This window comes from Gordonibacter sp. RACS_AR68, from assembly GCF_030418485.1.
GTDB lineage: Bacteria > Actinomycetota > Coriobacteriia > Coriobacteriales > Eggerthellaceae > Gordonibacter > Gordonibacter urolithinfaciens.
The window spans coordinates 256,594-275,944 of the sequence record NZ_JAIPUP010000004.1 but is presented as its reverse complement, the minus strand read 5'-3'; the positions used below and the strand labels follow the sequence as shown (position 1 = coordinate 275,944).

Here is a 19,351-nt window from a genome sequence, read left to right as displayed (position 1 = left end):
AAGGTGACGCTCTTCGGCCTGGTGGGCAGCCGATCACGATCCCAGGGTGATGACGGGCGCCTTTGCTCGGCCGTATCGTCTACCCACCATCTTTGCGCAACGTCGCACCTTGTGTCAAACGATGGCATCCGGGGATCGCCGCAGAAGCGGCGACGGGCGAGAGAGGAGCTGTGTTATGGCCGAGACGACGAGGGAAGTCAAGCGGGCGTCGTGTTTCCTGTGCCACTTGAACTGCGGCGTGCTCTGCACGAAGGAGAACGGGCGCATCGTGAAGATCGAGGGCGACCCCGACAACCCGCACAACGAGGGCTACGTGTGCGCCCGCTTGGAGCAGGATCGTTGGAAAGACTTCGAGTACAACCCCAACCGCCTGAAGAAGCCGCTCAAGCGCGCGGGCGAGCGCGGCGAGGGCAAATGGGAGGAGATCTCCTGGGATCAGGCGTTCGACGAGATGGCGCAGCGCTTGGCTGCGCTGCGGGACGAGTACGGCGCCGAGACGCTCTGCTTCCTCGAGGGTACGTACCGCACCCAGTCGAACCTGCACTACAAGTTCACGAACCTGTTCGGCAGTCCCAACACCGGCGGCAACGGCACCATCTGCTACAGCTCCGACATGTGGCTGGAGCCCTGCACCTACGGCGGCTTCTGCTCCGACAAGTCTGACTGGAAGCGCGCAGACCTCGTGGTGCTCTGGGGTCGCAATCCCGCCGCATCCGAGCTGCTCAACTGGCAGTGGACGCTCAAGAACATGAAGGAGCGCGGCGCCAAGCTCATCGTCATCGACCCGCGCTACTGCGAGGTGGCCCAGCATGCCGACCTGTTCCTGCAGATCCGCCCCGGCACCGACGCAGCGCTCGCGCTCGGCATGATCAACGTGATCATCGAGGAGGACCTCTACGACCACGAGTTCGTGGACGCATGGTGCCACGGGTTCGACGAGCTCAAGGTCCGTGCGGCCGAGTACCCGGTGGACAAGGTGGCCGAGATCACCTGGATCCCCGCTGACAAGATCCGCCAGGCCGCCCGCATGTACGCCACCACGAAGCCGGCGTGCTTGCCGTGGGGCGAGAAGGGAGGTGACGGTTGCGGCATCAACGCGACGAGCGCCATCCGCGCGAAGGCCATCCTGCGCTCCATCACGGGCAACATCGACAAGGTGGGCGGCGACCAGCTCACCATGCCGGGCGATCGCGGCAACACCGAGGATATGAACTTCTCCCATGACGCCCTGCCGCAGGAGCAGCGCGACAAGATGGTGGGCAACGACGTGTACCCCGGCCTCACGTTCAAGGGCTGGGACATCATCTCCGAAGCCTATCCGCGCTTCTACCCCTACAGCAATGCCCCGCTGCTGTTCCGCCAGATGGTAAGCGGCGACCCGTACCCCATCAAGGCGTGCATCGTGCAGGCCGACAACCCCATGCTCGCGTTCTCGAACACGCGCCTCGTGCACGAGGCCCTGAAGAGCCTCGACCTGCTCATCGTGCACGACTACTTCATGACTCCCACGGCGGCGCTCGCCGACTACGTGCTGCCCGCGGCCACGTGGCTCGAGCGCTGCAGCATCGGCTACCCCACGATGGACGTCGAGCAGGTGAGCATGGCCGGCAGCATGCCGGTGGTCGAGCGCTTCGAGGGCGGCACCGACATCGACTTCCGCGATGATTACGAGTTCTGGTACGGCTTGTCCGAGCGCCTGGGCTTCGCCGACAAGTGGTGGGGGCCGTCCTATGAGGATATGATGAACGACCAGGTTGCTCCCTTTGGTATGAAGTTCCGCGACTTCTGCGAGAAGGTGAAGTACCTCAAGGTGCCCAACGAGCCCGAGAAGTACAAGAAGGAGGGCTTCCGGTTCCTCACGCCCACCGGCAAGGTGGAGCTGTACTCCACCATCATCGAGAAGCTGGGCGAGGGTTTCGACCCGCTGCCGAGCTTCGAGTATCCGCCGAACTTCCCCGAAGCCGACCCCGCCTATGCGGAGGAGTACCCGCTGTGCATGATCACGGGTGCCCGCTTCATGCCGTTCTACCACACGGAACATCGCCAGCCCGGCGCGTACCGCGACCTGCATCCCGACCCGATCTTCGACATCCATCCCGACACGGCCATGGCGCTCAACATCGCCCCGGGCGACTGGTGCTGGATCGAGACGCACAAGGGCCGCATCAGGCAGCGCGCCCGCACGACCACCATCGTGGACCCGCGCGTCATCAGCGTGCAGCACGATTGGTGGTTCCCCGAGAAGCCCGAGGCCGAGCCGTCGCTGTTCGGCGTGTACGAGTCGAACGTGAACGTCATCCTGGACGACGATCCGAAGTACCTCGACCCGCTCATGGGCTCGTGGCCGCTCACCGGCGCGTCCGCCAAGGTGTACAAGTGCGAAGAGGGGGAGGCGTAGTATCTATGTGCTTCCGACCTGCATCGACCACCATGGGCGCACGCATCTGCCTTGCATGCCACTACGTCTGCGACGACGTGGCGGCGACGGTTTGCCCGCAGTGCGGCGAGCCGTTCGACGCGCCGCCCGCCGACGCCCCCGCCGCTGCGGCGCCTGCCGGGGCACCGGCCCCGGGCGCGCCGGCGGCACCGGTCCCGCCGAAGGCTCCAAGAGGCGAACGCTGACTGATCGTCGTATGGCCGTCCGCTTCCGTGGTTCTTCCCGCTAAATCCCAGCGGCGCGCTTACCGGGCGCGCCGCTTTTGCTATCATGTCAGGCACACGTGTTGCCCGAAGAGGCCCTCCAACGTGCGGGGGCGCGGGCCGAAACGCACGTTATCGCATGAGAGCCATGAGAGGAAAGCCGATGTCTGAGAAAGACACCTCCCTTGCGGAGATTCAGGAACATCGTGCCAAGATCGACGAGATCGACCGCCAGATCGTCGCGCTGCTCAACAAGCGCGCCGGCCATTCGCTGGTCATCCGCGGTCTCAAGCCCGGTGCCCATCTGGGCCTGTACGACGCCAAGCGCGAAGAGGAGATCTTCGCCAAGGTGAGCAGCTACAACGAGGGTCCCCTGTACAACGAGAACCTGCGCGAGATCTACGCCACCATTCTCAAGATCATGAAGGAGACCCCGTCGGTATGAGCGAAGTCAACATCCCCTCTATCCCCGATCTCGGATCGCGCTCCGACGAGATCACCATCTTCGCCGGCCCGTGCTCCGTGGAGTCGGTCGAGCAGTTCGACGAAGTGGCCGCATGTGTGGCCGGCCTCGGCCTCACCTGGATCCGCGGCGGCGCGTTCAAGCCGCGCACGAACCCGCACTCGTTCCAGGGCCTGGGCGAGGAAGCCCTCAAGATCATGCGCGACGCGGGCGAGAAGCACGGCCTGAAGACGCTCACCGAGGTCATGGACTCCGCGCACTGCGAGCTCGTGCACTCCTACGTGGATGGTCTACAGGTGGGCGCGCGCAACTTCCAGAACTTCAGCCTGCTGAAGAAGATCGGTCAGGTGACCGCCGAGTCGCACAAGATGGTGCTGTACAAGCGCGGCTTCGCGGGCACCATCGCCGAGTGGCTGGCCGCCACCGACTACCTCACCGCCGAGGGCAACGACAACGTGGTGCTGTGCGAGCGCGGCATCCGCACGTTCGAGACGGCCACGCGCTTCACGCTGGACATCGCGGCCGTGCCCGTGATCCACAAGCAGTCGCTGTGCCCCGTGTGCATCGACGTGTCGCACCCCGCCGGCCAGCGCGACCTCGTGCCGTCGCTCGCCTACGCCGCCGTGGCGGCCGGGGCCGACTCCCTCATGATCGAGGTGCACCCCAACCCGCCCGCGGCCCTCTCCGACGGCCCGCAGCAGCTGACGCCCGCCCAGTTCGAGGTGCTCGTCGCCAAGCTCCGCGAGATCGCCGCCGTCTTCGGCAAGCGCATCGTGTAAAGGATCGGACGCGTCCGACGGGCGGAAACCCGGCGGACACGCCCCGTTCGTAAAAACTTTACCCGAGCTTTACCTTCCCTTGACGAAGGCCTTACCGTCCGCCCGGTATCCTTTCGACTCACGTGCACTGACGCTGCAACCGATGAAGCGAAGGGGAGTCCCGCGTGAACGCTCCGATGGAAACCGTGTTCGGCCTCTTGGGCGGACTGGCCGTGTTCCTGTTCGGCATGAACATGATGTCCGAGGGCCTGCAGAAGGCCGCCGGCGCCAGGATGAAGTCGATCCTGTCTCTGCTCACCTCCAATCCCGTGCTCGGCGTGCTGGCCGGCGCCGTGGCCACCGCCGTGCTGCAGAGCTCGAGCGCCACCACGGTCATGGCCATCGGCTTCGTGAGCGCGCGCCTCATGACCATGCGCCAGGCCATCGCGGTCATCTTCGGCGCGAACATCGGCACTACGATGACGGCCCAGCTCATGGCCTTCAAGATCAGCGACTACATCTGGCTCATCGTGTTCGTGGGCTTCATCGTGTGGTTCGTGGCGAAAGACGAGCGAATCAAGAACATCGGCCAGACCGTGTTCGCGTTCGGCCTCCTGTTCGTGGGTATCGACACGATGGGCGCCGTCATGAAGCCGCTCGCGCAGAGCGACGTGTTCCTGACCATGATCGACCAGGTGAAGGACATCCCTGCGCTCGGCGTGGTGGTGGGCACGGTGATGACGCTCGTGGTGCAGAGCTCGAGCGCCACCATCGCCGTGCTGCAGAGCTTCGCCTCCCAGCCCGGCCCCGACGGCGTGACCAGCGTGCTGGGCCTGCAGGGCTCCATCCCCATCCTGCTGGGCGACAACATAGGCACCACCATCACCGCGCTTCTGGCCTGCATCGGGCAGTCGCGCGACGCGAAGCGCACGGCCGTGGCGCACAGCGTGTTCAACGTCACGGGCGCGTTTCTGTTCATCTGGTTCGTGCCAGTGCTCGCCTCGTTCGTGCAGCTCATCACGCCGGGTCCCGAGCTTGACGTCATCGCGCGGCAGATCGCGAACGCCCACACCACCTTCAACGTCGTCTGCACGCTTCTGTGGCTGCCGCTTCTGGGCGTGATGGTGAAGATCGTCACGTTCCTCGTTCCGGGCAAGGAGGAAGAGCACGGGCCGGGCGCGCTCGTCACGCTCGACGAGAACATCCTCGGCCAGCCGGTGTTCGCCATCCGCATGTTCGGCGAGGAGCTGCAGAAGTTCTGCGACAAGGTGGGCTCCATGCTGGAGACGCTGCCCGGGGCCGTCGCGAGCCGGGACGCCGCCGCGCTCAAGGCCCTGCAAGGCGACTGCGCCCAGGTGGAGGCCGCGGAGGTGGAGCTTGCGAACTACGCGGTGGAGCTGCTGAGTGCCGGCGCGACCTCGGAGCGGCAGGCGGCCGAGATCACCGACCTCATGTCCATCGTGGACGCGGTGGGCCGCATCGGCTCGCGCTGCGGCGAGGTGGCCGGGCTCTACGGCGAGAACCTCGCATCCAAGAAGCCGTTCTCGGACGAGGCGCGCGAGGAGCTGGCCGAGAGCGCTGCCATGGTGTCGGAGATGTACGATGCGGTGCTGCGGTTCCTAAGCGACCAGGATGCGGCATCCGAGCAGGTGCTCGACGAGCGCCGGCGCGCCATCATCAAGCGCCAGAGCAAGGCCCGCAAAGCCCACTTCCGCCGCGTGAGCAGCCGCCAGTGCGCGCCCGAGAACAAGGCCGTGTACAACCAGCTGCTGCTCGGGCTCGAGCGCGCGGGCAACGAGTGCTCGAACCTCGTGGAGCACGGCGCGGAGCTGTCCATGTGGCGCGACTCCCTCGGCGCCGGCCGCCCCGGCGGCGACGAGCCCGCCGGTCCGCTCGACGAGCTGGCCGAGGCGTGCGCATAGCGGGCCGGCAGCCTGGGGCGAGATGGGGAGACGTGGTGGGGAGACGGAGACGCAGGACGGAGACGCAGGGACGGGGATGACGTCTCATAGTCGTGTTTTCTCACGTTGCCCTGCCGCTTTCGGTGCGAAAGCGCGCGAAACGACGTCTCGTGGCAGTTTTTGACGTTAGTTGATCATTCCCTCGGCTCCCTTGCTGCGTGGGTATGAGGCGCCACATCGCTGAGCTGGGGCGATGGACGGGCGAGATGTTGGCGGCGATGCTGCGGTGCCGCCCGATGATCGACTAACGTCAAAAACTGCCATGGAATCAGGTTCTCGGCGCTCTCGGCGAACCTACCGACGTTGCCCCTTGCGCAGATTGCGCGCGTTTGTCCGCGGCCCTGCGGGAAAAGCGGTAGAATACGGAAGCTTGATTTCACCTCCATCCGTAGGAGACTGCTCACATGCCAATCGACATCGAAACCCTGAACGGGCCGCAGCGCGAGGCGGTCGTCACCATCGACGGGCCGCTGCTCGTGCTGGCGGGCGCCGGCTCGGGCAAGACGCGCGTGCTCACGTACCGCATCGCGAACCTCATCGAGAACCACGGCGTTGCCCCGTGGGAGATCCTGGCCATCACGTTCACGAACAAGGCGGCCGCCGAGATGCGCGAGCGCCTGAACGGCCTCGTGGGCCCGCGCTGCCGCGGCATGTGGGTGTCCACGTTTCACAGCATGTGCGTGCGCATCCTGCGCGCCGACGCCGAGAAGCTGGGCTTCACGCGCAACTTCACCATCTACGACGTGGACGACCAGAAGCGCCTGTACAAGGAGATCATGGCCGAGCTGGACATCGACCCCAAGCGCTTCCCGGTGAACGCGCTCATGAACCGCATTTCCACGGCGAAGAACGAGCTCGTGGTGCCGGGCGACTTCGAGAAACAGGCCTCCGACCCGGTGGGGAAGGTGGCCGCCCGCGTGTACGCGCGCCTGCAGGAGCGCCTGCGCGCCGCGAACGCCTTCGACTTCGACGACCTCCTGCTCTACGCCTACCTGCTGCTCAAGAACCACGAGGACGTGCGCGCCGCCTACCAGCAGCGCTTCCGCTACCTCATGGTGGACGAGTACCAGGACACGAACCACGCCCAGTACGCCATCACGCAGCTTCTGGCGGAGGGGCACAAGAACATCATGGTGGTGGGCGACGACGACCAGTCCATCTACTCGTGGCGCGGCGCCGATCTGCGCAACATCCTGGAGTTCGAGCAGGACTATCCGAACGCCCACGTGGTGAAGCTGGAGCAGAACTACCGCAGCGTGGGCAACGTACTGGCCGCGGCCAACGCCGTCATCGCGAACAACCAGCACCGCAAGCAGAAGAAGCTTTTCACGGCCTCAGAGGATGGCGAGAAGATCAACGTGTACCTGGCCTCCGACGAGCGCGACGAGGGCCGCTGGATAGCCGGCGAGATAGAGAAGCAGCGCTCGGCGGGCCTTTCGTACAACCAGATGGCCGTGTTCTACCGCACGAACGCCCAGTCCCGCATGCTGGAGGACATGCTGCTGCGCGCCGGCGTGCCCTACCGCATCGTGGGCGGCACGCGCTTCTTCGACCGCGCCGAGATCCGCGACGTCATGGCCTACCTCACGCTCATCGTGAACCCTGCCGACGACATCGCCGCCAAGCGGGTGGTCAACGTGCCGCGCCGCGGCATCGGCAAGACCACCATCGAGCGCATCGAGCAGTTCGGGCGCGAGATGGACATGCCGTTCATCGAGGCGGCAGAGCTCGCCATCGTGGACCCGGAGCTGCGCGCCTCCACGCGCCAGTCAGTGGCCTCGTTCGTGGGCCTGATCAACGAGGCGCGCACCTACGGCGGCGACTTGCGCAAGGTCATCGAGGCCGTCATCGACAAGAGCGGCCTCATCGGCGCCCTGCAGGCCGAGAACACCGACGAGGCGCGCGGCCGCATCGAGAACATCCAGGAGTTCCTGGGCGTGGTGGACGAGTTCGTGGATACCCATGACGACGAGGATGCGGATTACGCGGCCCCTACGGCGGAGGGCGACGACGAGGCTGCAGATGCGGCCCCCGCGCGCGTGTTGCGGGGTGATTCGCTCGCGGACTTCATCGAGTGGGTGCGCCTGCGCACCGACCTCGATACCGTGGCGGAGGACGGCAACGCGGTCACGCTCATGACCGTGCACTCGTCGAAGGGCCTCGAGTTCGACTGCGTGTTCGTGGCCGGCATGGAGGAGACGCTGTTCCCCCACATGAACTCGGTGGGAGACGCGGCGAGCGTCGAGGAGGAGCGCCGCCTGGCCTACGTGGCCATCACGCGCGCCCGCAAGCGCCTGTTCCTCACCTGCGCCTCGCAGCGCCAGATCTTCGGGCAGACGTCGGCGAACCCGGTGTCGCGCTTCATCCAGGAGATCCCTGCCGAGCTGCGCCAGTCCTCCGGCGTGGGGTCGGCGGGCTTCAGCGGCACGGGCTGGGAGAAGCGCGGCAGCCGCCGCGGCATCGCGGGCTCCGGCGCCGAGGCGGGGGAGGGCCGCGTGTTCGGCCGCTCGAGCGCCTCGGGTTCCGCCGGCCGCTCCGACCGTCGCGCCGAGGCGTACGCGCGTCCCGACGCGGGAAAGAAGGCTGCGGCGAAAATGGCGTTCGCCGCCGGCGACTCCGTGGACCACAAGACGTTCGGCCGCGGCAAGGTGACGAAGGTGGACGGCGACACGCTCTACGTGAAGTTCGCCAAGTCGGGCCAGACGAAGAAGCTGCTGAAGGACTACGCGCCCATCGTGAAGATCGGCGCTTAGGCGGCAGGCGCCGACGGTGCGGTGACGCGCGCTTTTTTCGCAGCGGCCTTGCTTGTTGCGGCTTGATCCTGCATGATGGAATTCAACGGGGGTGCGCGATACCGCGGGGGGGGGCGGTGCGTACCCTGACGACGACGAGGAGAAAGCAGGCCCGCATGAGGATCGTGGCCGACTCATCCGTGATGTTCTCCGTGGAGGAGGGGGCGAGGCGCGGCATGGCGGTGCTTCCGCTGACCGTGTCCATAGACGGAGCTACCTGGCTTGAATACGAGGATATCTCGTCGGAGGAGTTCCTGGCCCTCGTGCGTGCCGGAGCCCTTCCCCAGAGCGCCTCCCCGCCGCCCGCGCTCACGCTGGCAGCTTACGACACGGACGAGGAAGTGGTGCACCTGGCCATGGCCGACGGCCTGTCCGGCGCCTACGAGATGGCCTGCGGCCTGCGCGATCAGGCTCGGCACCCCGAGCGCGTTCACGTGCTGAACACGCGGACGCTCTGCGTGCCGCACCGTGCGCTCGCGTGCTATGCCGTGAAGCTGGCTGCACAGGGCCTCGGCGCGGCGGAGGTCGTGGGGCGGCTGGAGGCCATGATGGGCACCGCGCGCTCCTGCCTCATACCCGAGGATTTCGACTACCTGCGCCGCGGCGGCCGGCTCACGCCCCTTGCGGCCAAGTTCGCTCACCTGGTTAAGGCGTTCCCTGTGATGGAGCAGACCGACGACGGTCGGAGGCTGGGCAAGCTTGCCATCGCCCGCTCGTTCAAGAAGGCCATCGCCGCCGTTGCGGCCGACTTCGAGGGACGCGGGATAGGCGAGGGGTATTACGTGGGCGTGAGCCACGCCGACAACCCCTGCCAGGCAGCCGAGGCGCTCGCCTACCTGGAGGAGCGCTTCCCGGGCTGCCGCTTCGGCCTGTTCGAGCTCGGCCCGGCCTTCATCACGCAGGGCGGCCCCAGCTGCATCGCCATCCAGGCAGTCGACCTGGCCGCATGCCCTGACTTGGATCTCTCGTAAACAGGCTGGCAGGTAGAGTGCAGGGCAAGGGCTCTGCCCTTGCAGCAGCGTGGCGAATGGCCCCGGTCGGCGGCAAGGGCAGAGCCCTTGCCCGCGAGGCGGTCTCGCCGCGGCTGCAGCCATAGCCGCGCCTAAAGCTCGTCGCGCGCCTCCTCCACCATGGACAGCAGCTCCTGCTGGTTGTGGATGTCCAGCTTGCGGTAGATATGGCTGATGTGCGTCTTGGCCGTACTCTTCGAGATGCACAGCTTGTCCTGGATGTAGGCGGCGTTGTGGCCCTTGGCCAGCAGGAACATGACCTCGGTCTCGCGGCGCGACAGCAGGTAGCGGTCGGCGATGACCTCGCATTGCGAGCGGAACCGCCCGCTCTTGCGCGAGCGCTCGGCCTCCGACGAGGCCGCGTCCGGATCCTTGACCGCCTCTTTCGCCGGTTCCTTGGCCAGCTGGGTGTCCGCCGCCAGCTTGGACGGCGTCGCGCTTCCTATGCTGGCGGCGCGCCAGCCGGGAGTGCCGGCCGAGCCGTAAGAGGGAAGGTCTGACGGCGTCTCGGCCGCCACGGAGTCCATGCCGAAGAGCGTTCCGGGCGTGGGCATCGGCAAAGCCTCCATCTCGGCGCTGTCGTCGGATGCCTCCGTGCTTGCCCGGCGCGAAGCCCAGACAACCCTCTCTATCTGATGGTTGAAGGACTCTATGGCGTCGAAATCGCGTCCGCCCTTCACCACGATGCGCTTGATGTCGCGTACGCGAGGCAGCAGCGCGTACGCCACCACCATGGCCATCATGATGAGCACGGCGCCACCGGCCTCGCCGAACGGCGAGAGGGACGACAGGAACGTGAGGTCGGCCATCGACAGCGACCCGGCTATCGAGCCCAGGGCCAGGCAGCCGCGCCCGATGCCGAACACGAAGATGGGCGACAGGCGGAACTCCTGCGACAGCTCGCCGAAGAACACCCACATGAGCGCCTCGAAGCACATGTAGCCGGTGAGCAGCACGAGTGCCGCGATCATGGAGTTGTCCAACGCGAGGGACGGCAGGAAGAACAGCGTGATGGCGATGAACGGTACAAGCGGCCGGAACAGGAAATCCCAGTGGCTGCGCTTGTCGATGGAGAACGTGGTGACCAACAGCAGCACGGTGGCCGCGCCGCCGGCGAACAGCGCCAGCAGCTGCGTGGTGAGGTCGGACGACGGCAAGATGACCTGCGTGGACAGCGAGCGGAGCGCGCCCAGCGCGAAGCCGAACAGCAACACTGGGAGCGCGAAGCGCAGGCAGAACGGCCCTTTGTGCACCGGCAGCGGGTTGAAGATGGGTATGGCGTGGCGCACGGCATAGCTCACCGGCGTGAGGTGCCACAAAATGGGCAGCTCCAGCAGCGGCAGGCAGGCGGTGAGCACGCCCGAGTAGGGCGCGGGCACCATATGGAGCGCGATGGAGTAGATGGCCACGGCTATGACGATGGCCACGGCCGTGTTCATGACGATGGTGGCGGCGCCGTGGCGCGAATAGGCGGTGCCCCAGAACAGCAGCAGCAAGGCCGATCCGATGCCCGTGGACACACCGGCGAACACGGTGGCCGCTATGCCCAGCGTCCCGGGCAGCGTGGCGGCGAACACGGCGAACGTGCCCGCCGAGGTGAGGATACCCGCTCCGAGCAGCACGCGCTTGGCGGTGTAGAGCTTGAGGAGTTTCTGGTCGGTTATGGCGGCGAACAGAAGCGACAGCCCGAACACCACGATGGAGATGAGGAAAACATACGATACGAAGGAGTGCGACTGGCCGAAGAACCCCTCGGGCGAGGGGATCTGGAAGATGGAGTTCGTTCCGAACATGGCAGCGTAGATCCATGCCTGGTGTATGCCGAAGCCCAAGGACAGGATATTGAGCTCTCCCTGCGTCCCCATGCCTCGGTGGTCGTCTACGGTGATGCTGATGCGCGGGAGGTTGATGGCCATGGGCGTTTTTTCCTCGCATTCCCCTGTCGAGGCGATCATCGGACATAGTCTTCTCGGTCGGATGCTGTCCTGCTGCTGCCTCCGTGTCTGTCGGCGTCGCCTGCGGCGCCGATCCGGCCGATGGGCTCCACTATAAACGTTTCCGCGGTTCTGTTCAAATGACGCGATCGCGTGGCTACCACCCTTATCTGGGGATATTGGGTTGTCTATGCCGTAGGGACGATAAAAATCAACCTCTCGGGACGATGCTTCCCCGTGCGGCGCCGTAAGGGGCGCGGCCGTCCTGCAAGGATTGGGCCGGCCCGCGCGCGGGATAGCTGCAGGCGGGGAGGCTTGCGCTGCCGATCGGCCTAGGTCGGGGCGACGGCCCACCGACCGCCCTCCAGCGCCCGCCGGTGTCTGCACAGTCCTGCGCCCTGCGCCCGCCCGGCCCTCGGCCGTCCGGCCAGCCCGGGCCTGCGCGAAACGACCTGAAAAGGCGCGTCCGATAAATCGATCCCAGGGGTCGATGCCCGGTCGGTAAAGCGTACCCGCGAGAGGATGACCGCTCGCCCCGTGTTTCGTACCCTTCGACTTGGATATTTCTTTTGCATGCTCACGGCCGTTTCGGTCTCCTGCGCAAAAGGAAATAACGCGATCAGGCAAGAGAATCGGGGAAGGAGGGTGCGCGCAGTCGTTTCTTCTGGAGACGGCACGGTCTTGTAGGCAGGTTGCGAACGCCGTTGAGGGACGGCGGTCGAAACTACGGAAGCGTCGGTTATTCAAGCAATACTGAAGCGTCCGTAATTTCCTGAAGGCACGTTGCGGTTCCGGTCTTGCCACTGTGCAAAGGGGAAGAGTTAAGCGCCGGAGGCGCACGCACCCGCTTCGAGCGGGGGCGGGCGACCCGGTTCCTTATCATACGAGTTACCTCAAAAGGAGGGACTGATGGATAAAAAAGAGTTCACGGTCTCGGAAGTCATCGACTCTATCGGCATCAGCAAGCACACGTGGGTCGTGTTCGTGCTGCTGGCCTTTGCCATGATCTTCGACGGCTACGACTTCATGATCGTCAATTCGACCAACCTGTTCGTGGCCCATACGTTCTGGCCCGACAACGCGAACCCGGGCGCGCTCATGGGCTCGCTGACCACGTGGGGCCTGCTGGGCATGGTGCTCGGCGGCGCGTTCGGCGGCATCATGTCCGACAAGATCGGCCGCAAGAAGACGCTGATCGCGGCCGTCATGTTCTACGGCCTGTTCACGCTGCCGCAGGCGTTCGCGAACGACCTGGCGTTCTTCGCCGCGTTCCGCCTGATCGCCGGCTTCGGCGTGGGCTCCTGCATCCCCGTTGTGACGACGGTGTTCTCCGAGAGCATGCCCTCCAAGCAGCGCGGCATCTTCGTGACGTTCGGCATGGCGTTCATGGTCGTGGGCTGGGTGCTCGCGGGCCTCATCGCCAACCCCATCTGCAACGCGGCCACGCCGCTGCTGGGCGACTTCACGAACCAGGTGACCTACACGCTCGCGGACGGCGGCACCGCCACGATGTACGCCAACTGGCGTCTGTGCTACCTGATCGGCGCCATCCCGCTGCTCTACGGCATCGTGCTCATCTTCGCCATGCACGAGACGCCGCACTGGTACGCCAACTCCGGCAACAAGGCCATGGCCTGCAAGCGCCTGACCGAGATCGAGCAGGCCACGCGCCACACGTCCCATGAGTACGACCCCGCCCTGCTCATCGTGCCGCCGAAGCCGGCCAAGACGGGCCCGAGCGTGCTGTTCTCCAGCAAGTTCATCGTGGCGACCTGCGCTATCTGGGCCGCCTACTTCGTGGGCCAGTTCTGCGTGTACGGCATGAACGCCTGGATCCCCACGTGGTTCGTGGGCCTGGGCTACTCGCAGGCCGACTCGGTCGCCCTCCAGACGTGGAACAACGTGGCGGCCATCGCCTCGAACATCGCCGTGGGCTTCGTGTCCGACAAGGTGGGCCGCAAGCGCAACCTGGCGTTCTCCTGGCTCTTCTGCATCGTGGCCATCGTCCTGTGCTCCATCTTCGTGGCCCCGAACAACATGGGCCTGTGCATCGCCCTCATGCTGCTGTTCGGCTTCGCGCTGAACTACGCCATCACGGCCGTCCAGCCCCTCATGCCCGAGAGCTATCCCACGGCCATTCGCAACACCGGCACGTCCTGGTGCCAGGCGTTCGCCCGCTTCGGCGGCTCCGCCTCCTCCATCGTGCTCGGCGGCATCGCCGGCATGGCGTTCTTCCAGACGGCCACCGGCGCCACGAACTGGTCGACGGTCGTGCTCGTGCTCATCGTGCCGTTCGCCCTGGGCTTCGTCTGCACCGTGCTGTTCGTGAAAGAGACGGCTGGCAAGACCATGGACCAGCTGGCGGCCGAGGAGGAGAAGCTCGGCGCCTCCGAGCGCGACGGCAACATGCGCTTCATCATCATGCTGGTGATCGTGGCCATCCTGGCCGTGCTCTGCATCGCCTGCCCGCTCATCGTGCCGAACTGGGCGAAGCAGCCCTACGCCCTGCCGCTCATGGCAATCGGCCTGCTGCTCCCGTTCGTGTACTTCTTCGTGTTCGGCGGCGCGCAGCTCGCCAAGAACAAGGCCGCCAAGGCCTCCGCTTCCCTGGGCGACGAGGCCTCCACGAAGGCTTAAGCGCTCTTTGACCTGCCGCGCATACGCGCGTTGAACGAGAAGGGCCGGAACCTGCGGGTTCCGGCCCTTTCTCATGGTGCTCGGTGCGGGAAAGGCTGCAGCCCTTAGGCGTTGCCCCCCTCCTCCTGCGCCAGCAGCTCCTCGTAGGTGTAGCCCTTGCCCGAGAACAGCCAGTTCTTCGCCTTCTCGAGCTTGGTGGCGCCCGGGTTCTTGAGGCCCTCGCTCAGGCCCTTGTACTCCTCCTTGATGCCCATGGCGATGACGGCCGCCGTGGCGATGCGCAGCTTGGCCACGTCGCGCACCCGTATCTCGTAGCACGCTCCGCGGTTCTTGAAGTCCACCACCTGCACGTGCACCTCCTTGCGGCCGTCCTCCTCGTCCACGAAGTCGAAGGGCGGGTTGCTCAGGCTGCCGTCGATCTGCCACTTCATCCCGTTGACGTAGTAGTGCTCGAACAGGTGCAGCGTGTGGAACACGTACTCCCATCGCTCCAGCTTCAGGTAGTAGGTGAGCGCCTTCGCATCGGGCTTGATGGAGCCCATCTCTCCGCCCATGCGGCCGAAGATGGCCACCCGGTCGCGTTCGCCCGACCAGGCTCCCTTGAGGCTCAGGAACACGTCGCCGTCCTCGTACCACACGTCGAAGTCCTCGTGGCGCGCGATGGCGTCCACCGGAAAGTACACCTTGTTGTTCTTCAAAGAAATCCCCCTTAAAAGGCGCGTTTTCGCTTGCTTCGATTATAGCGCAGGGGTGCTTGGCGCAGGGCGCTCGGGGCTGTTTTCAGGGGCTTCGTCGGGGTTTGAGCGCTTTGGTGACGAAAGTCTAAAAATGGCCTTTGAACAGGTAAAATAACAAACAGTAACCCACCGGGTTGACGAAAATCAACCTCCGGGGACGATGGTATGATCCTCAAAATTGTCCCCGTGATTCGATGCCCCATCCGCCCAGGCAACTAAGCTGTTTCCCGTCAGGCTTTCGCTGACGAACATTATGGCAAGGGGTTGGCAGCAAGACGGCGCGATGCGCCGCCCGAGCCGGCCGAAGAAATGAGACGGAGGATTCCCCTATGTGCTTCAGACCAGCAGATGCAGGTGCGAGCGGCGGCATGAACAAGTGCCCCGAGTGCGGCAAGACCATCCAGATGATGGCCGGCGTTACGTTGAAGGCATGCCCGTTCTGCAAGGCTGACTTCACGCCGTACATCAACGGTGAGAAGCCGCTGCCGAACGCGGCTCCCGGTGCCCCCGCGGCCCCCGCAGCTCCCGGCGCCCCGAAGGCCCCCGCGGCCCCCGGCGCTCCCAAGCCTCCCACCGCGTAAGCGGACGCGATGCTTTAAGCGGCGCCTGCAAAGGGGACGGGCGCCGCGACCACGGAAGGGGGTGGTCCCCAGCACGAGGATCTACACGAGGTTTCGCGCGATGACAAGCGCAGAGATGCTTCTACCGAAACACGAGTGAGAGTGTAGAAAGAAGGAGAACATGGCATACGGTAAACAGTGGCAAACCGTGATGGAAGACGGGACTGTCGTAACCCGCAGCAACACGTGGTCGCCTCCGGGAAGCCACCCGGTGGGATACGGCGTCAAGGTTGTCACGAAGGACGGCGAGCTCGTCCGCATCGAGGGCGACGACGACAACCCCATCACCACGGGCCGCGTGAACGCGATGAACCTCGCGCTGCGCGAGTACACCTACGCGCCTTCCCGCATCATCCACCCGATGAAGCGTAACCCGGAGGACCGCGGCAAGGACAAGTGGGTTCAGACCACGTGGGACGAGGCTCTGGACACCATCTGCGACAAGGTTCGCTACTTCCAGAACACCTACGGCCCCGAGTCCATCGTGGTCTTCGGCGGCACCGGCCGCGAGGCTTGCATCTTCTACTATGCGCTGACGTTCTCGGTGCTGCAGTCGCCCAACTGCTGCTACACGCAGTCCGGCTGGTCCTGCTACGGCCCGCGTTGCTCCATCTCCGACTACGTGCTGGGCGCCGGCTACCCCGAGCTCGACTACGCCGGCCACCTGCCGGGCAGCTACCAGGACCCGCGCTACACCGTGCCGAAGTGGATCGTGGTCTGGGGCAAGGAGCCCCTGCCCTCCAACGGTGACGGCTTCTTCGGCCACTGCCTCGTCGACCTGATGAAGCTTGGCACGAAGATTATCTCCATCGACCCCCGCATCACGTGGGTGGGCGCGCACGACGGCAACATCAACCTGCAGGTCCGCCCGCAGACCGACACGGCCCTGGCCCTCGCCATCATGAACCTCATGTTCGAGAACGGCGAGTACGACCAGGAGTTCGCCGAGAAGTGGATCTACGGCCTCGACGACATGAAGGCCCGCGCGGCCGAGTACCCCGTCGACAAGGTTGCCGAGATCACCGGCGTCGACGCCGAGGACATCAAGCGCGTCGCGCACATCATCGGCACCGAGCGCCCGATCGGCTGGGCGTGGGGCCTCGCGTTCGACCAGAACAAGAACGGCGTGCAGCTGTCCCAGGCGTTCATCGTCCTGGCTGCCCTCGCCGGCTCCATCGACCGTCCCGGCGGCCTGACCCTCGGTCCTCCGTCGGCCCTGCTCGGCAAGTGGCGCATGGAGCAGCGCGGCGCCATGGCCGACGACGTGTGGCAGAAGCGCATCGGCGCGGCGGCGTGGCCCGGCCTGTCCACCGGCATGGCTACCACCCAGCCCGACGAGACGCTGAACACCATGGAGACCGACCAGCCCTACGCCCTGAAGATGGGTTGGTTCAACAGCTCCAACTTCCTCACCCCGACGTGCTCCGCGCAGCCTAAGCGTTGGCACAAGGCCCTGCAGAAGCTCGAGTTCGTCGTGGTCCAGGACCTGACCATGACCCCGACGGCCATGGCCGTGGGCGACTACTTCCTGCCGATGGCCACGTGGGCCGAGCACAACGGCATCGTGCTCACGCACTACGGCCGCAACACCGTGTTCATGGGCCCCATGAACAAGGCCCTGCAGGTGGGCGAGTGCAAGTCCGACGTGGAGATCTGCCTCATGTTCGGCCAGCGCCTCAACCCGTCCTGGTGGCCGTGGTACAAGCCGGCCGACGGCAAGTCCCTCGACCTCGACGCCCTGGCGGTTGCCGTGGAGGACTTCTACAGCGACCAGCTGAAGGAGCTCGGCATGGACTGGAACCAGTTCCGCGAGGAGGGTCTCTACCAGCCCGGCGCCCATGGCTTCGAGTACGAGAAGTACGAGAAGGGCCTGCTCCGCTTCGACGGCGAGCCCGGCTTCAACACCATCACGGGCCAGATCGAAGCCTACTCGATCCTGTACGAATCCTGGGGCGAGGATCCGCTGCCCTACTACGAGGAGCCGAACTACAGCCCCATCAGCAAGCCCGACTTCGCCGGTCAGTACCCGCTGATCACCACGTCCGGCTCGCGCCGCTACAGCTCGTTCCACTCCGAGCATCGCCACGTGCCGTCGCTGCGCCAGATCGATCCGTGGCCGTGGGTCCAGATCAACCCGGAGACGGCTGCCGAGTACGGCATCACCGACGGCGACTGGTGCGAGGTGTACAACATGTTCGGCGAGGCCCGCTTCAAGGCCGAGGTCACCCCGGTCATGAAGCCTGGCATCCTGAACTGCGCGCACGGCTGGTGGTTCCCCGAGCAGGACGGCGAGGAGCCCAACCTGTTCGGCGTGTGGAAGTCCAACTTCAACAGCCTGGTGCCGCACTTCAACGTTGGCAAGCTCGGTTTCGGCGCCCCGTACAAGGGTGTCATGTGCAACGTCCGCCGCGTCCGTAGCCTGGACCAAGACTAACCCGAAAGGAAGTGGCGATAATGGCAGACCAGAAATACGCTTTGCTCGTTGATTACACCTACTTCTCCGGCAACCATGCCGCAGAGATCGCCTGCAAGGAAGAGCTGGGCCTCCCGCTCGACCAGTTCGGCATCAAAGAGGTCGAGGTCGGCCCCTTCCGCAAGGCCGAGGGTTCCGACGGCGACGCGTGGGAGTGGTTCTACATCCCGTGCCCGACGTCGATCTTCTCCGAGCACTGGGGCACCGGCGGCGACAAGGCCGGCCAGCGTCCCCTGGCCGTGCAGGTCGAGGAGTCCGCGTCCATGTACTACGGCACGCTCGAGGAGATGCAGGCCAAGATGGCGGAGTTCGACCGCCCGATGGTCCTGTTCCAGCTGTAAGCCGATAATGCTATGATTGTCGTGGCCGCCGCCTTCGCGGACGGCGGCCACGACGCTGTAACGACTGACAAGGAGGGCACAATGACGCATGATGAGTTCATGGATCTCGATCCTCAGGCAGCAGCCGACAAGCTGAACGCTCTCATGGCCGAGGGCAAGACCCAGGACGAGGCCGCGGCCGAGTTCGAGCTTACCAAGCCGGACCTGCTGAAGCTGAACGTCTTCTTCGTGAAGGACAAGTACATCGCTCGCGCTTGGGGCGGCTACACCTCCACGAAGGCTACCGGCAACGAGGGTGCCGGCGAGCTTGGCCTGGGCGGCAGCTTCAAGGACATCAAGCCGGTGAGCTAAGCTTTAAGCAGTAAAGCTTGCGCAGAGGTAAAGGGAGGACTCGCTTGTTGCTCGAAGTGGGTCCTCTTTTAGAATGGCGAGCACTACGGCGCCTGCAGCGCTTTGCTGGCGATAAAGCCTTACGGGCACCGTATTGGGAACTGTGGGAACCATTGGGAACGCGGGCACCGAACCGCACAAGGAGACGAGGGCTTATGGGAACCGAAGACGTCATCAGGGCCGAGATCGAGGAAATGGGTCGCCTGACCCCCGAGCAGGAGGACATCCTGTACAACATCTCCCTCAAGCAGGACGAGCTGGGACGCGAGTCCACGAACCTGCTGATGGAGAAGGTGAAGGGCAGCCCCCTCTACGAGCCCATGATCGAGCGCGAGTACCTGACGTACGACGTGTTCAACCACGGCGGCAAGCACGAGATAGCCTGCCTGTACGTCACGCTCAAGGGCCTGCGCTACTGCATCATGTTCGCCGACGAGCTCTCCGCACGCCGCAAGCTCAACCCGGCGGGCGCGCCTTGGAAGCGGGCCTGCTAGATCCCCCTCCCTGCACGAAGGGCCCGCACCTCGGGGGCCGATCTGCAAGCATCGTTACGGGAAAGGCCCGCGCCGCAAGCGCGGGCCTTTCCCGTAGTGCG

14 protein-coding genes are annotated in these 19,351 nt (G+C 65.3%); 12 read left to right on the top strand and 2 right to left on the bottom strand.

All coding sequences use genetic code 11. The features are described from left to right. Positions 1-175 precede the first annotated feature (175 nt). The 6 genes from K9U15_RS10410 to K9U15_RS10385 all read left to right on the top strand — a co-directional run bounded on the left by K9U15_RS10410 (position 176) and on the right by K9U15_RS10385 (position 9,585). The gene (locus tag K9U15_RS10410; RefSeq protein ID WP_301156056.1) at positions 176-2,398 is read left to right on the top strand and encodes a molybdopterin-dependent oxidoreductase; all 2,223 of its coding nucleotides are present in this window, start codon (positions 176-178) and stop codon (positions 2,396-2,398) included. 405 nt (positions 2,399-2,803) lie between these two features. Next, positions 2,804-3,085, top strand: a complete 282-nt coding sequence (locus K9U15_RS10405) for a chorismate mutase (RefSeq protein WP_015540464.1) — start codon at positions 2,804-2,806, stop codon at positions 3,083-3,085. Continuing rightward, on the top strand, positions 3,082-3,882 hold the full coding sequence (aroF, locus tag K9U15_RS10400) for a 3-deoxy-7-phosphoheptulonate synthase (RefSeq protein WP_096227016.1): 801 nt from the start codon (positions 3,082-3,084) through the stop codon (positions 3,880-3,882). The genes K9U15_RS10405 and aroF overlap by 4 nt, the downstream gene beginning before the upstream one ends. 164 nt (positions 3,883-4,046) lie before the next feature. Beyond that, positions 4,047-5,783 carry a Na/Pi cotransporter family protein gene (locus K9U15_RS10395; RefSeq protein WP_096227015.1) on the top strand — a complete coding sequence of 579 codons (1,737 nt, stop codon included), beginning with the start codon at positions 4,047-4,049 and terminating at the stop codon, positions 5,781-5,783. Between the two features lie 443 nt (positions 5,784-6,226). Further along, positions 6,227-8,575, top strand: a complete 2,349-nt coding sequence (locus K9U15_RS10390) for an ATP-dependent helicase (RefSeq protein ID WP_096227014.1) — start codon at positions 6,227-6,229, stop codon at positions 8,573-8,575. A 155-nt stretch (positions 8,576-8,730) separates the two neighbouring features. Next, a complete protein-coding gene (locus tag K9U15_RS10385) occupies positions 8,731-9,585 on the top strand; it encodes a DegV family protein (RefSeq protein WP_301156054.1) in 855 nt (284 codons plus the stop codon). Between the two features lie 131 nt (positions 9,586-9,716). On the opposite strand, the gene K9U15_RS10380 is transcribed toward K9U15_RS10385, so the two are convergent. Beyond that, positions 9,717-11,540: a response regulator transcription factor gene (locus K9U15_RS10380; RefSeq protein WP_301156053.1), complete on the bottom strand. Its 1,824-nt coding sequence runs from the start codon at positions 11,538-11,540 to the stop codon at positions 9,717-9,719. A 927-nt stretch (positions 11,541-12,467) separates the two neighbouring features. Here K9U15_RS10380 and K9U15_RS10375 point away from each other — a divergent pair. After that, positions 12,468-14,195: an MFS transporter gene (locus tag K9U15_RS10375; RefSeq protein WP_096227012.1), complete on the top strand. Its 1,728-nt coding sequence runs from the start codon at positions 12,468-12,470 to the stop codon at positions 14,193-14,195. A 104-nt stretch (positions 14,196-14,299) separates the two neighbouring features. Here K9U15_RS10375 and K9U15_RS10370 read toward each other — a convergent pair whose 3' ends face one another. Then, positions 14,300-14,893 carry a hypothetical protein gene (locus tag K9U15_RS10370; protein WP_096227011.1) on the bottom strand — a complete coding sequence of 198 codons (594 nt, stop codon included), beginning with the start codon at positions 14,891-14,893 and terminating at the stop codon, positions 14,300-14,302. A gap of 368 nt (positions 14,894-15,261) precedes the next feature. Here K9U15_RS10370 and K9U15_RS10365 point away from each other — a divergent pair, with 368 nt between their 5' ends. The 5 genes from K9U15_RS10365 to K9U15_RS10345 all read left to right on the top strand — a co-directional run bounded on the left by K9U15_RS10365 (position 15,262) and on the right by K9U15_RS10345 (position 19,250). Further along, a complete protein-coding gene (locus tag K9U15_RS10365; RefSeq protein ID WP_087190442.1) occupies positions 15,262-15,513 on the top strand; it encodes a hypothetical protein in 252 nt (83 codons plus the stop codon). A gap of 160 nt (positions 15,514-15,673) precedes the next feature. Then, positions 15,674-17,986: a molybdopterin-dependent oxidoreductase gene (locus K9U15_RS10360; protein WP_154270474.1), complete on the top strand. Its 2,313-nt coding sequence runs from the start codon at positions 15,674-15,676 to the stop codon at positions 17,984-17,986. Positions 17,987-18,006: 20 nt separating this feature from the next. Further along, positions 18,007-18,366, top strand: a complete 360-nt coding sequence (locus K9U15_RS10355; protein WP_015540470.1) for a hypothetical protein — start codon at positions 18,007-18,009, stop codon at positions 18,364-18,366. Between the two features lie 81 nt (positions 18,367-18,447). Then, positions 18,448-18,717, top strand: coding sequence for a hypothetical protein (locus K9U15_RS10350; protein ID WP_015540471.1), 270 nt, complete (start codon positions 18,448-18,450; stop codon positions 18,715-18,717). A gap of 194 nt (positions 18,718-18,911) precedes the next feature. Next, on the top strand, positions 18,912-19,250 hold the full coding sequence (locus tag K9U15_RS10345) for a hypothetical protein (RefSeq protein WP_087190446.1): 339 nt from the start codon (positions 18,912-18,914) through the stop codon (positions 19,248-19,250). Positions 19,251-19,351: the final 101 nt, after the last annotated feature.

Coding starts and splice junctions, on each gene's coding strand:
- K9U15_RS10380 (WP_301156053.1), bottom strand. CDS start 11,540: ATGGCCATCAACCTCCCGCGCATCAGCATCACCGTAGACGACCACCGA.
- K9U15_RS10365 (WP_087190442.1), top strand. CDS start 15,262: ATGTGCTTCAGACCAGCAGATGCAGGTGCGAGCGGCGGCATGAACAAG.
- K9U15_RS10360 (WP_154270474.1), top strand. CDS start 15,674: ATGGCATACGGTAAACAGTGGCAAACCGTGATGGAAGACGGGACTGTC.
- K9U15_RS10390 (WP_096227014.1), top strand. CDS start 6,227: ATGCCAATCGACATCGAAACCCTGAACGGGCCGCAGCGCGAGGCGGTC.
- K9U15_RS10385 (WP_301156054.1), top strand. CDS start 8,731: ATGAGGATCGTGGCCGACTCATCCGTGATGTTCTCCGTGGAGGAGGGG.
- K9U15_RS10405 (WP_015540464.1), top strand. CDS start 2,804: ATGTCTGAGAAAGACACCTCCCTTGCGGAGATTCAGGAACATCGTGCC.
- K9U15_RS10345 (WP_087190446.1), top strand. CDS start 18,912: ATGGGAACCGAAGACGTCATCAGGGCCGAGATCGAGGAAATGGGTCGC.
- K9U15_RS10355 (WP_015540470.1), top strand. CDS start 18,007: ATGGCAGACCAGAAATACGCTTTGCTCGTTGATTACACCTACTTCTCC.
- K9U15_RS10350 (WP_015540471.1), top strand. CDS start 18,448: ATGACGCATGATGAGTTCATGGATCTCGATCCTCAGGCAGCAGCCGAC.
- K9U15_RS10410 (WP_301156056.1), top strand. CDS start 176: ATGGCCGAGACGACGAGGGAAGTCAAGCGGGCGTCGTGTTTCCTGTGC.
- K9U15_RS10375 (WP_096227012.1), top strand. CDS start 12,468: ATGGATAAAAAAGAGTTCACGGTCTCGGAAGTCATCGACTCTATCGGC.
- aroF (WP_096227016.1), top strand. CDS start 3,082: ATGAGCGAAGTCAACATCCCCTCTATCCCCGATCTCGGATCGCGCTCC.